Raw genomic sequence first — 13,790 nt, forward strand, 5'->3', positions numbered from 1 at the left:
TTTTTGCGGGGTCTTAAAATTTTACTTTTAACTATTTACTTTACGAAATGGAAACGCAAAAGAAAAATACAGGAATCTGGTGGCTAGGTTTTTTTGTTTCAACAGCCGCCTTGCTGGCAGCGATCTACCTGCACTGGGAATACCTTACTATGATCATTCCCTTTGTTTGTACCAGCTTCGTAAAGGCAATGGATATTATCTAAGCCATGTTCAACTCTTTCAATACGTCCCTGCCCCGCGGCGGGGATTTTTTTTGTGCCCCATCGCAGCAAAAAATAAAGAAAAAGATGGCCGAACAAATGTGTATAATATACACAAATAAATTATTTTTACCAGCGTAACGACCACCCCAAACAACGATTGCATGATTATTCAGTTTTATCTCCGCTTTTATACAACCGTCGGACAGGAACTCCTGCTTTCCGGCCTGCCAGATAACCAGCCGCCCATTCCCATGACCTGGTTCAATAACCAATACTGGTTCACCCAGCTTGAACTGGAGGAGGAAAAACTCGACGGTTTTAGCTACCATTACCAGTTAAAGGACAGCGATGGTAAAATCACCAATGAATGGGGGAGAGATCGACAATTGCAAACGGGCCTCCGGCATTTTTCCGAGATCCAGGTGGTGGATACCTGGAACCATGCAGGTTCCTTTGAGAACGCTTTTTATACGGCCCCCTTCCAGGAAACGCTGTTAGCACCTGCCGGAAAAAAGAAACTTAAATTACCCAAAGAGTTCAGTCATATTTTCCGGGTAAAAGCACCCTTGCTGAAAAAAAATGAAGTGGTTTGTTTAACGGGTGCAGGCACTACATTGGGCGACTGGGCAACGGAAAAAGCCTTACACCTTCAAACCGAAGGTAATTGGTGGACCCTTGCCCTGGAATTACCTAAGGAGGATTTCCCCCTTCAATACAAATACGGTATTTACAATACCAAAACGAAAAGTTTTGTACAGTTTGAAACTGGTGAAAACAGGCAGTTATTTGGCGATGCAGGCTTACACCTCACGATCGTACACGATGGTTTTCTGCAGGTTGCCAATACCAGTTGGAAAGGAGCCGGCGTGGCCATTCCTGTTTTCAGTTTGCGCTCTAAAAACAGTTGGGGTATCGGGGAATTTACAGACCTCGAGGAATTAACCAACTGGGCCAGGTCCGTAGATATGAAACTGATCCAGCTCCTTCCGGTGAATGATACCAGCGCTACGCATACCTGGGTAGATTCCTATCCTTACGCAGCCATTTCGGCCTTTGCACTGCATCCCATCTTTATAAACCTGGATGCAGTTGCCGGAAAAAAATTTGCTGCAACGCTGAAGCCTTACAAAGCACAGCAAAAATACCTGAATGAATTACCCAGTGTCGATTACGAAGCCGTTTTACAACTCAAGCTGGAATTGCTAAAGCAATTATTTGACCTGCAGAAGGAAAGCTGGCAACAGGATAAAGATTACCTTGATTTTTTTACCCGCAACCAAGACTGGCTGGTACCCTATGCCGCTTTTTGTTACCTGCGCGATGAAAATGGCAGTGCCGATTTTACCGGCTGGGCAACCCATTCGCGGTACAATAAAACCGCCATTGACGCATTAACGGCACCTGACCATGATGCCTATCCGAAAATATCTTTTCATTATTTCTTACAGTACCAACTGCATACCCAACTAAAAAAAGCAACGGAATACGCACATAAAAACGGCATTATCGTTAAAGGAGATATTCCCATTGGAATCTACCGCTACAGCTGCGATGCCTGGGTAGCGCCAGAACTCTACAATATGGACCAGCAGGCCGGTGCGCCACCAGATGATTTTGCCATAAAGGGGCAAAACTGGGGCTTCCCTACCTATAACTGGCAGCAGATGCAAAAGGATGGATTTGCCTGGTGGAAACGCCGGTTTGCCCAGATGAGTGATTATTTTGATGCCTTCCGGATAGACCATATCCTTGGATTTTTCCGGATCTGGTCCATTCCTTACCAGTCTACCGAAGGTATTATGGGACGTTTTGTACCTGCTATTGCCGTGCATAAAAACGAGTTCCAGGAAAGAGGTATCTGGTTTGACCATATCCGGTATACCTATCCCTATATTACGGAGCAGGAACTACAGCAGCGCTTTGGCGAACTGGCTGATTTCGTAAAGGAAACCTTCCTGGAACCCACTGGTTACGGGCAGTATTTTTTCCAGCCAAAATTTGATACTCAACGTAAAATTGAACAGTGGTTTACAGAAGCCGAAGTGCGCGATACCAATAACTGGTTACGCCAGGGCCTCTATGACCTGCACAGTAACCGGATCCTCTTCGAGGAAGAAGGTTCCAATGGCACCAGTTACCATTTCCGTTTTGGTATGGAACAAACCAGTTCATTTCAAACGCTCGAGTGGGATACCCAACAAAAATTAAAGGACCTCTATATAAATTATTTCTTCAGGCGCCAGGACAATTATTGGATGGAAGAAGCCATGCAGAAATTACCTGCCCTGAAAGCCTCCACCAATATGCTCATCTGTGGAGAAGACCTGGGAATGGTGCCCGCTTGCGTACCAGAAGTCATGAACCAGTTGGGTATCCTCAGCCTGGAAATACAACGGATGCCAAAAAATCCGGATAGAGAATTCTTTCATCCCGATGATGCGCCTTATTTATCAGTAGTTACTCCTTCCACCCATGATATGAGCACGATCAGGGGCTGGTGGGAGGAAGACCGCGCCAAAACCCAGCGTTTTTTCAACAAGGAGCTGGGTCAATGGGGCGAAGCACCGGTATTTTGCGAAGCCTGGATCAACAAACAGATCATTATTCAACACCTGCATTCGCCCGCCATGTGGAGTATTTTCCAGCTCCAGGATTTATTGGGAGGCGACGAGCAATTAAGGCGGCCAGATCCAGCTGATGAGCGCATTAATGTTCCGGCCAACCCCAAACATTACTGGCGCTATCGCATGCACTTACCCCTGGAGCAACTGATAAAAGAAAAAACCTTTAACCAGGATTTAAAAGAGCATATAAAAGCAAGTGGACGGGCATAATTTTTTAGGTTTGCAACATGCGTGTAAGCTATAAAAAAACCAATCTGCCCTTTATTCATCCTTTTACGATTTCGAAAGGCACCAAAACCCACCAGCCTGCACTGGTTGTTGAACTGGATTTTAATGGCATCAAAGGATATGGCGAAGCCCCGGCTATTGCCTATTACAATATCCCTGTTGATCAGATGGAGGCCGATTTGGTGGCGAAGAAATTATTCGTGGAGAAATTTGCGTTTACCAGTCCGGATCGGTATTGGCATTACCTGCACCATTTATTTCCAGCCAATGGCTTCCTGGTTGCTGCGCTGGATATAGCTGCCTGGGATATTTATGGCAAGATCAAACGCCAGCCACTTTACCAGCTATTGGGGGCCGATCCGGCCAGTATGCCTGTAACCGATTACACAATCGGGATCGATTCCATAGACAAGATGGTGGCCAAAATGAAAGAAAAACCCTGGCCGGTTTATAAGATCAAACTGGGCACCCCGCATGATATTGAAATTATGGAGGCTTTGCGGAAGCATACAGACACCCCTTTCCGGATAGATGCCAATGCTGCCTGGACAAAAGAGGAGGCCCTTGAAAAAATTACCGCATTTGCTGCCATGAACGTGGAGTTCATAGAGCAACCATTGGCGAAGGACGACTGGGAAGGCATGGCCTGGCTCAAAGAACGATCGCCGTTGGCATTGGTAGCGGATGAGTCCTGTGTAGTTGAAAAAGACGTGGCGCGTTGTGCCGGGCATTTTCATGGTATTAATATCAAACTCACGAAATGTACGGGCATTACACCGGCGTTGAGAATGATAAAGGAAGCCCGTACCCTGGGTTTGCAGGTAATGCTGGGCTGTATGAATGAAAGCACCATCGGATCGGCGGCATTGGCACATCTTGCTCCGCTTGCAGACTGGCTTGATATGGATGGCCCCCTTTTGTTATCGGAAGACCTGGCTACGGGCCTGCAGTACGATTTCGGTCGTGTCAGTCTGCCCCAGAACCCGGGCCTCGGCATAACGCTCATCAACCCGGTAACCACAGACCGGTAAGAAATCATTTGGAAAAAAATTCAGGTCCTAATAAATTTGTTGTCCATTTCGGGATGTAGCGCAGCCCGGTAGCGCGCTTCGTTCGGGACGAAGAGGCCGCTGGTTCGAATCCAGTCATCCCGACTTGACGGGACAAAGTAGAAATATCTACTTTTGTCCCGTTTTTATTTTTCCGCAACCTCTTATTAATCAGGTTGATATACTGAATAAATTCGTTCCTCCTGGCGGTTCGAACTTCGCTTCCGTCAAAAACGATTTTTTGGGGGTAAATCGAACCAATATCGGCCCTGATCTCCGTGAGGCTTTTATGATTCAGCACATCCTTTAACGCTATAATTTTAGCAACTCCTTTCTCGATTAGGTTTTGCATGTCATCCACATCATGGCTTAACCTCGTCAGTTGTGATTCCAGGGCTGCAATTTTCATACTGTATTCCGACTTCATATCCCGGTAGTCAGAAGCGTCGATTTGCCGGGTAACTAACAGCTCCCGTGTATGCGACAGCAGGTCTTCATAACAATTAATCTGAAGCAGTATTTCATTTTTCTCAGTTGTCGCCTCATGCACCTGTTCCAGATAATTCTTCGTTATTACCTCCTGATAGAAATCCTTATTGTCAATCCTGGGCAGGAATTTTGACAAATCTTCTTTGACCGTATTATTTACCGTTTCTGCATTTACCCAGTGACGGCAGCTACTCACGCAGTGATAGTACGCATAATAACGGGTCCACCCTTTAGATTTACTCCCCGTCAAAAGTTTTCCGTATTCAGGACATACTAAAAAACCTCTCATCGGAAACTCATCCAGCGTCTTAATTTTTGGACGGTATTTTCTCCCCCGGCCATCTAACACCTCCGGTACCTCGTAGTAAAGCGATTCCGAAATTATCGGCTGATGCATGCCCTTCACAAAACGGCTTTCCTCATCCTTAAACTGGGGGATAAAAATTTTACCGCAATACAGGGGATTGCGGACAACCTGCCAGAAAGCATTTTTGCTGCATTTCAAACCTTTTGCACTCGCCGACTTCCAAACCTGTTCCGTATTAAATTTTCCCTTGGCAATTTCTTCGAAGCACCATCGGAGTATAGACTCACCAGGCTCTTTCGGGGCGATAAACTTCCTTCCATTTTCTTCCGTTTTGTTTTCATACCCGACCGGGGCCAGCCCCATATAACGCCCCTCTTTCTTTGCCCGCCTCATGCCATAGAAAACATTCAACGCCCGCCGGTCATTTTCCACCTCCGGAGCGGCCAGGTAAAAAGCCAGCATCATCTTATTTTCAGGGATGGACAAATCAAGAGGCTGTTCTATCGCCTGCGGCTCCACCCCAAGGCCACGAAGTACATTGATCATTTGATATGCATCGCCTGCATTGCGGCTGAAACGGTCCCATTTGGTAAACAACTCCAGGTTGACACTATTCTTTTTCTTTTTGAGTTTCTGCAAAAGGTTTTTCCATGCAGGCCGGTTAAACGATTTCGCTGAATGATCTTCATAGATCACATTGCGTATTTCAATAGAGTGGTTTGCGCAATACTTCCGCATTTTTGGGTTGAATATTTTTGATACGTTGTACCTGAAATATGATTTCCAAGTGATTGTGCTCATGCTGGTATTGCTGAATGCCGATTATCTCGCTTACTATTTTTACAACCGGTGGAAACTGGCAGAACTAAAAGCGGACAGGAATAAAGAAGAAATCCAGACTGAAGGTAAAAGCAGCCGGGAAGCATTCCTAGTGCAGCGAGGGGCGGAAAGCATTCCTTTACCTGTCGAAACGATAGCCTATTTCTACCGGGACGGAGATTATAATTACCTGGCGACATTCGAGGCCGAACGCTACCTTGTTTCGCAATCATTGGATGAGGTAGAGGGGCAACTGGATAAAGTGGAGTTCTTCCGTGCGAACAGGAAGTTTATCGTTTGACGCAAAGCCTGCTCCCACTTTTCCACTCTGGAATTCGGTAAGCTAGAACTATTCGTTGCTCCTCTCACCAAAGAACCCATTGTTATTAGCCAACGAAGGGCTAAGAACTTTAAAGAATGGATGAACCGATAATGTGAATTGCTTTATTTTCTGATATGACAGTTTCTAGATTATTTTAACAAATGCCTGCAAATCAGTATCTTGGTTGTAATGCAAAATAGTGCAGCACCGTTGCACTTATTTTCGGAGCTTAAGTCCGGAGAGCAAACAGTAACCAATGCCTGACAACAAGGAACTATTTGAGAAGTATGACCTGCTACTGCCGTCGAAATATGACGGCGGCTATCTTATTATTGCAATAGATGAAAAAATAAGGACAGGCGATCTGGATGGCTCCTTTACTACCAAAGAAATAGACGATATACTGGCAGAAACCAGCGCTCATTTTCAACTCGATTCAGTCCCGCAATGGTCAAGAATAAAAGACAACCTACTGCATTACTTTATCAGGAATGATGCGGAAGAACCTGGCAAGTATTACCTGACGGACTACGCTAAAGGTGTATTGGATATGATGCGGAACAAATTGAATAACCCGTATAAGAACCACCCTTTAAAGAAAAGCTTTGAGAGTAGTTTTTATCTCCGGTCGAATGAGATTAAGGATGTAGAAGATTTGGAAAGGAAATTTGGCAGGTTGTTCATATCAGGCCCAAAGAAAGTAATTACCGACCATTTGGAAGGTCTTGAAGATGAACTTCGGGATGCTTATAAAACGCTAAACGAACTACTAGAAAACGATACCCATGAAGCTGTAAGTTTAGTAAAAGCTTTCGCACTGACTTTCCGGAAATTTGGGGAGAGGGCTGAAGATATCACCAATGCCATGAGAAGTAAAGATAAGTTCCTGAGAGACTTGCAGATGGTGGTTGATAAATTTTATGCAGAAATTGACCTTGTCCGTTTCTCAGATAATGAATCCGAAAAAATCAAAGTAGTCAGTGACTGGCAAAGGGCGCGCGATATTTATGACGATATTATTATCTTTTTCAATGATACCGACCGAAAAATAAAAGCCGCCAGGCGGCAGATATTTAACGCCAGCGAAAAGTTGAGTGAACTACAGGAATATTTCTCGACCCGTGCCAATTATAGGCTACAAATACAAAAGCTATTTGGCTATGTGCTCCAAACAGCAGGTTACCGGGAAGACGGCACAATATTTAAGAATGGCTTCCCACTTAAATCCCTGGTTTATGAACAGGAAAAAATGCTATATCTGAAGCATTATGAGTTTGCCCACAAAAAACTGAACGCTGTTATCCAAATACCTCCAGACAAGGAATATGAAAAGGAGGAGCGAACGAAAATTGAAAAAGAAATTAACCGGCAGAAAATCATAAATCATTGGGTAAACAATGCAAAAGACCATCTTAATAAGCACGGACAATTCTTGTTGGACGAAATGATGAATACCATTCTGGCAGAAGGTGAAGACCTATTTGTTGCTTACGGCGTAGCTTCGGAAATGATCTCCTTAGTTTCTGAAATCCCCGACCTTAAGATTGATATAACCAGGGAGTTAACCATCCTCAACCAAAACAACCTTGCACTATGGAAAACGAAAATCAGGATATAACATTTTATGACTTCTTATCCGACGAGGAAGTGACGAAGCGTTTCGCAGACATTAACTTCATGTTGATGTCGGGCAAGCATATAGATGAAAAATACTATGTTGCCTTTTCATTATTGGAAAGTAAAGCTGCTCATTGGACACAGTTCTACAAAAATCTATACAATCTAAACCTTGTAGCGGACCGCCTCGACGGCCACCGGTATTTTTATCTTGATTTTTTCGACACAGCAAAAGGTAAGCTTGCAGACCATTCCAGGCATAAGGAGCTTACGGAGACACAAACGTTGATAGGCCTGATGCTGCTTGATATTTACTACAAAAAATACTTTGACGAACAAAAAATTGTACGCTGGCCTGATCTAAGAGCCATTATACTGGAGGGCGAACAACAGGATGCATATAAAAGAATCCTTTTCAACGAAGTACGTGCATCCAATACCTATGATAATAAAGAATGGGGACATGTCATAAAAAAGTTTAACTACACCATTGATCTGTTTGATAAAATTGGTTGGGTAGAAAAGCAAAACCCTTCGACAGGAGAAGTGCCTGATTTTGAAATACGGCCTGCCATAAACCGTCTGGCAAAATTGTACGAGTATGAACTCCAGAATTTTGAGGCATTTGTCTCAACCCTGAAAAAAGAAGATGCCTTATGATATACCCTAAAATTTATTCATTGTCTACCGTAGGTTTGATAAAGCACTATAACAACGATTATTTGCTGCATCCTGAACGCACCGATTTTATCGGGGCGAACGGCGTAGGGAAGTCTATTCTTGCAGACATCTTGCAACTGATGTTCATTTACGACAAAGAACATATTAAGTTTGGAACAGAAGATGTAAAAGAGACTAGGTACATTCATACCCTTCCTTACTTAACAGCTTGCGCCTATTGCTTTCTGAATATTGCCATCCAAAAAGACACATTCCTTACCATAGGTATCCAGATACATAGTCAGGAAAGAAAACGTATTATACCATTTGTAATTGCAAGAACCGCTGAACTACATCATAACCTGTCCGCCCTCGCATTGAACAAAGATGAGTTATTGCTTTCCAAAGATTTTATTGTAAACGGAATGATTCCGGAAATACAGGAGCTGGCTTCGTTATTAAATGACCAGCGAAATCTGAAATTGACTTATTTCAAAAACAAGGACGCCGTACAGGAATACTATAATTTTTTAAGCAGTAAAGAAATTCTGCCTATCAACCTCTCAAGAGAGAATAACCTGAAGGCATTTGCAAAAGTGATCCAGTCCTTTTCAAAAGCCAAAACGCTGAAATTGTCAGGAAAAGAAGCATCTAAAAACCTTAAAGAGTTTCTATTTGAAGAAACGGAGGAAGATATTAAAGCTGATTTTGATAAAGAGAAAATCGCCCTTGAAAAGGTACTAAAAGACTATCAGCGGTTAAACGATGACATACATGTATTAAAAGATAAGCAAAAACGGCTGACAACACTACGACAGCAAGACGAAAACTACCTGAGCCTGTTGAGGGATTACCATATCGCCGCAATCAGCAATTGCCGTTTAGAACTTGCCACGCAGAAGGGCTTGGAAGAAGCAGGTCGTCAACAATTGCGGAAGCATAGCGAAGACCTTGAGAGGCTGCAAAATACAATCGGTAAAATACCCCGTGTTGAGGCTACAATGAATTTGCAGGCAGATAAAGCTGAGAAAAACTATAATCAAATCCACCGGTATAAGCAATTGACAGAACAATTAGAAACGCTGACTGACGAGGTTACGGAACTGAAGATGGTTATACTGCCAAAAATTGATGAAAGCTGGAAACCTTTCACAGAAACTGTGGATATAGCTATAAGAACTATACCTCAAATAAAAGAGGATGTAAAGCTTTCAGAACCTTATTTAAAAAAGTACAAAACGCTTGCAGCGATTGAAACTGCCAGGAAAAAACAATCTGAAGAGTTATTCAGACTGAAGAAGCAATTTGATTCAGAAAAGAAAAAAAAAGAGAAGCTGCTCCGTCTGCTAAGCAATAATAACGAAGACAGCCTCTTAGGCTGGTATGTGAAGAATTTTCCAAAATTGGATGAAGGAAAGATGCAGGCCATTTTTACATTATGCAACGCTTCCCATCAGCAAGCCTGATAGGCCGGAAAACGGTGCACGGTATATCAACCCCGAAGAGGTCGACAGGTTTGAGGCAGCCAGTGAAACCGGAGGTGTTTGGTTGAAATCCGGTCCTTTGTCTGAATTCATTACCTATAACCCCGACGCAGCTTTATTGACGAATCACTCTGAATTGAACCGCCATATACAACAAATAATAGCCAACCTAAAAGGCGAGTTAGCCGCTATTGAAATAAGGTTGGAGGCATTGGCAGCTATAGAAGACGGACAGTCATATGATACAAAATTGTTCGATTATGAGTTTGACATTCAGATTAGCCAAGTAGCAACAATTGGACAACTTAAAACAGCAATATCCTGTATACTGCAAAGAGACAATAAAATTGCCATGCTCCGGTCTGATATAGGCAAGCTGGAAAGAGAACTGGGCGAGCTGCAGCAGCAATTTAACCTCCGGTATAAGGAACCTGAAATAGTCGAACGGGATTTGAAAAAAATACGGGAGCAATGGATCAGGCGGCTCAATAAACTGTCAAATTATTCAGGACAAAAAGCGGGAGAACTGAAATCTTTACAAAGAGAAATCGAAACGACAAGCAAAGAGCTGGACAGAATTATGGAAGATGTGACCGCTATGCAGGAGGACTTTAATCAGTTGAATACAGACTTTTACAAAACCTTCTTTACAAACATTGCGGAGTTCAATGATGAAACCAGAGAATTATCGACCTTAAATAAGTTGTATGAGAATGCTTATGAATCCTACAAACATAATTATATAGAAATAACAACCGCTTTTGAAGAGACCAAAGGAGAAAAAAATGCGGAAGTAACATTTGAAATCCAAAAGCGTACTTATTCTTTCAGGACACTGGAGCGGGCATTGTTGAGCAACAAAATACGTACAACTGATGATATAGCTACTGCCTTACAGGAAGCAAATAACAACAGGACACAAATAGCCGACAATATCAGGGATAGCCTGATTAAGATATTCTCACGAACCTCAGAAGGCTACAATAAATATAAAACCCAGGTACAGACAATAAATACATTCTTCGTCAATAGGAAAATAAGCGGCAAATACAATTTCAGTATTGTATTTGACCCCAATCCCAATGTAAGGATCGGTGATATTGAAAAAATGGCCTATGATGTAAGACAGGCGGCAACCCGAGGCGAATTGCAATTTGACCATTCCATTACCGAATTCCTTCAAGAGTTCTTTAGAAAAATGGCAAAGTTAAAAGATATTGTACCGATAGCCCAACTTCTGGACCCCAGAACATATTTTCACCTTTCCACAAAATTGGAAGATGAACTGGGAGAGGATATTTCCGGAAGTACGGGGGAAAGCTATTCCGCAATAGCGTTGCTTGGAGTTGCAAGGTTATCTACTCAAAGAACTAAACAGAAAGGGCTTCGTTTTATTATCCTAGAAGAACTCGGCAGCATGGATAATACCAATTTTAATATTTTCCCGGCAATAGCAGAAGAATTTCAATACCAGATTATAACAATGGCCCCGCATACATTCAACATTGGGCTTTCGGATGAATGGTATGCGCATTACCTGATTAAAGGAAGAGCGAATGACAAAATCAACCATTACCCATGCTCCTCTTTCTTCAGAACAAAAGATGTCAATGAAGACCTGGGCGCATACCTAAACAAAGTGACAGCATGAACTGGATCGAATTAAGAGCATTGAACAACTTGTATCGGTACGGATCGGCTAAGTACAACGAAACTTTGAAAAAGAGTAAGGAGATAGGATTTCTCATTGACTCCCTGAATGCAATAGAATTAGGCCACCGGTCATACATTGCCTCAGATAAGTACAAACTTATCTACGAACGCGATTACTTGAACCAATTTACAGCTTATGAGACCTTCCTTTCCGCTAACAACCTATTAAAGCCGCAAACCCAGTATGAAGAAGCTGATATCAGGATATTGATGAAGCTCCAGGGCATGAAGGAGGATGGCGTATTGGACGAGTTACGGTCCCAGATCATCGCAGCCGATACCTCTTTAAGAAACATTTCTTTGATGTTTTTTAAGAGTGAAAAGTACCTTGACAATAGATGCTCGTTAATAGAAGCATTAAAGCAAATACTGGAGGTGGACGAATTTTCCAATGAGAAGGATCAACAATACATTTACAAACTTGAGTGTCATAATACTGTCGCAATAGTGTTATGCGAGAATTTGGATTTTCTCACTAAACCCGCAAAGCCCAGGAAACATGGCATTGAGCTTTGGTATGTAGGGGGTAAAAATGTTGGCAAACTGGATTACTCACAAACTCGGGGGTTACCAATTTACTATTCCTGTGACTGGGACTATGATGGGCTTTTTATTATTTTTCCCTTGGTAAAAGAGAAAATACCCGGCATTCAGCTTCTTATTCCTAATGGCTCACCCAAAAGTATCAATGAGACCGGCCATGGGAGTAAATGGCCATCCGGGTTAAATATCAATAGCGTTTTCGAAGACAATAATCACTATTGCACTATAAGTGAATTAATCCAAAAGGATCAGTGGATTATTGAGGAATCAAACGATTTATTAAGAATGTTAGAGCACATTAAAGAAAAGCAAAAAAATAATAATGTCATGTAAAAAAGTGTTCAATGGTCGAAGTTTGGACAGCAGTATTGCCATTCAGAATGTTACGGGAAACCGTATTTTTTTTAATTAAGATAGGGATAGCTTTGATAAGGCATATATATATATGCCACAAACAGGATATTACCAGTACAAAACAATTACATACTTATGTGGGCAGATAATGAGACCTCAGAAGACCTGTTAGGCTTTAAAATACACGCTGATCTATTGGTTGATGTAATCAACGACGATAAAGTTCTCCCCGTAACCATTGGGGTTTTTGGGGATTGGGGAAGCGGTAAATCCAGCATTCTGAAAATTGTCGAACAAGAACTAACTGGAGGTGCAGAAGATGGGTTTAATGATGGTACGCTTGTATTATATTTTAACGGTTGGGTATTTGAAGGATATGACGACGCAAAGGCGGCTTTATTAGAATCTATTATTGAAAGATTTGACAAGCATAAGACACTTGGAAATAAAGTAAAAGACAAAACAGCAAAACTATTAAAATCGGTTAAATGGATGCGTTTGCTGGGATTGAGCTTTAAAAAAGTGATTATTCCAGGTGCAGCAGCGTACTTGACGGGAGGGGCTTCTTTATTACCATTTTTGGTGAATGAGTTTTCACAGCTTAAAACAGAAGACCTGGCAGAAAAATTGAAAGGAGATGAAGCAGAAGACTTTTTAAAAGATATAATAAAAAAGAATGAAGATGAAGAAGTAACAGTAGTTCGCGAGTTTCGTGATGATTTTAAAGAAATGATAGATAAGTCGGAAATAAGGAAACTGGTTGTAATTATCGACGATTTAGACAGGTGTACACCTGAAAGACTTATTGAAAACCTTGAAGCTATCAAACTATTTCTAAATGTTGAGAAAACAGCGTTTGTAATTGGAGCTGACCCGAGAATAGTAAGGCACGCCATTGAGCACCGTTATAAAACGGACAGTATTGAAAATGCTGACGACCCGAACAGCCGGAATAAGCGTATTGTAAGTGACTATTTGGAAAAACTTATTCAAATACCCTACTATATGCCTAAGTTAACAGATAATGAAGTTGAAACCTACCTCACCTTACTTTTCTGTAAGAAAGCAATGGGCGATGATTTTTCAAAAGTAATAGCTGCTTTCAAGGCGAACAGGGAAAATAACAGATATGATGTATTCGGCTTAGGAGATATACAAAATTTAGCCACAGAAGAACAGAAAAAAGAATTAATTGAAAGCATTTCATTGATAGCTTCACTATCCTCCATTATTACAGATGGACTAAAAGGAAATCCACGGCAAATCAAACGTTTTTTAAACACTTTTACGCTAAGAAACCGGCTGGTAAAAGTTGCAAAATTACCAGATTTCAAAATTGACATTCTTGCTAAATTGATGGTCTTAGAGTATGCTTCAA

The 13,790-nt window shown here is 42.0% G+C and carries 10 protein-coding genes, 1 tRNA gene and 1 pseudogene; 11 read left to right on the plus strand and 1 reads right to left on the minus strand.

Translation table 11 applies throughout. The features are described from left to right. The first annotated feature begins 47 nt into the window (after window positions 1-47). The 4 genes from A1D16_RS04440 to A1D16_RS04455 all read left to right on the plus strand — a co-directional run bounded on the left by A1D16_RS04440 (window position 48) and on the right by A1D16_RS04455 (window position 4,209). Window positions 48-203 (plus strand): hypothetical protein, encoded by a 156-nt coding sequence (locus A1D16_RS04440; protein WP_290708035.1) that lies wholly within the window; start codon window positions 48-50, stop codon window positions 201-203. 161 nt (window positions 204-364) lie between these two features. After that, the gene (locus tag A1D16_RS04445; protein WP_290708036.1) at window positions 365-3,037 is read left to right on the plus strand and encodes a 4-alpha-glucanotransferase; all 2,673 of its coding nucleotides are present in this window, start codon (window positions 365-367) and stop codon (window positions 3,035-3,037) included. 17 nt (window positions 3,038-3,054) lie between these two features. Then, window positions 3,055-4,086, plus strand: coding sequence for a dipeptide epimerase (locus A1D16_RS04450; protein ID WP_290708037.1), 1,032 nt, complete (start codon window positions 3,055-3,057; stop codon window positions 4,084-4,086). Window positions 4,087-4,135: 49 nt separating this feature from the next. After that, window positions 4,136-4,209, plus strand: a tRNA-Pro gene (locus A1D16_RS04455). Window positions 4,210-4,939: 730 nt separating this feature from the next. On the opposite strand, the pseudogene A1D16_RS21685 reads toward A1D16_RS04455, so the two are convergent. Then, window positions 4,940-5,701, minus strand: a pseudogene (locus A1D16_RS21685) (recombinase family protein); the annotation flags it as partial. Between A1D16_RS21685 and A1D16_RS04460 the strand changes: the two are divergent. The 7 genes from A1D16_RS04460 to A1D16_RS04490 form a co-directional block, all read left to right on the plus strand. After that, on the plus strand, window positions 5,688-6,020 hold the full coding sequence (locus tag A1D16_RS04460) for a LytTR family transcriptional regulator DNA-binding domain-containing protein (RefSeq protein ID WP_290708038.1): 333 nt from the start codon (window positions 5,688-5,690) through the stop codon (window positions 6,018-6,020). The pseudogene A1D16_RS21685 and the gene A1D16_RS04460 overlap by 14 nt on opposite strands. Window positions 6,021-6,297: 277 nt before the next feature. Continuing rightward, complete coding sequence (locus A1D16_RS04465; protein WP_290708039.1) at window positions 6,298-7,659, plus strand: hypothetical protein; 1,362 nt, start codon at window positions 6,298-6,300, stop codon at window positions 7,657-7,659. Next, window positions 7,635-8,318, plus strand: a complete 684-nt coding sequence (locus A1D16_RS04470; protein WP_290708040.1) for a hypothetical protein — start codon at window positions 7,635-7,637, stop codon at window positions 8,316-8,318. The genes A1D16_RS04465 and A1D16_RS04470 overlap by 25 nt, the downstream gene beginning before the upstream one ends. Before the next feature lie 20 nt (window positions 8,319-8,338). After that, window positions 8,339-9,784 (plus strand): hypothetical protein, encoded by a 1,446-nt coding sequence (locus A1D16_RS04475; RefSeq protein WP_290708041.1) that lies wholly within the window; start codon window positions 8,339-8,341, stop codon window positions 9,782-9,784. Beyond that, the gene (locus A1D16_RS04480) at window positions 9,726-11,453 is read left to right on the plus strand and encodes a hypothetical protein (RefSeq protein WP_290708042.1); all 1,728 of its coding nucleotides are present in this window, start codon (window positions 9,726-9,728) and stop codon (window positions 11,451-11,453) included. The genes A1D16_RS04475 and A1D16_RS04480 overlap by 59 nt, the downstream gene beginning before the upstream one ends. Then, entirely contained in the window at window positions 11,450-12,391 is a 942-nt protein-coding gene (locus tag A1D16_RS04485; RefSeq protein ID WP_290708043.1) for a hypothetical protein, read from the plus strand. Before A1D16_RS04480 ends, A1D16_RS04485 begins: the two co-directional genes overlap by 4 nt. Window positions 12,392-12,547: 156 nt before the next feature. Beyond that, on the plus strand, window positions 12,548-13,790 hold a 1,243-nt coding region (locus A1D16_RS04490), incomplete at its 3' end, for a P-loop NTPase fold protein (RefSeq protein WP_290708044.1).

The sequence above is a fragment of the Flavihumibacter sp. CACIAM 22H1 genome (assembly GCF_001601815.1).
Classification (GTDB): domain Bacteria; phylum Bacteroidota; class Bacteroidia; order Chitinophagales; family Chitinophagaceae; genus Flavihumibacter.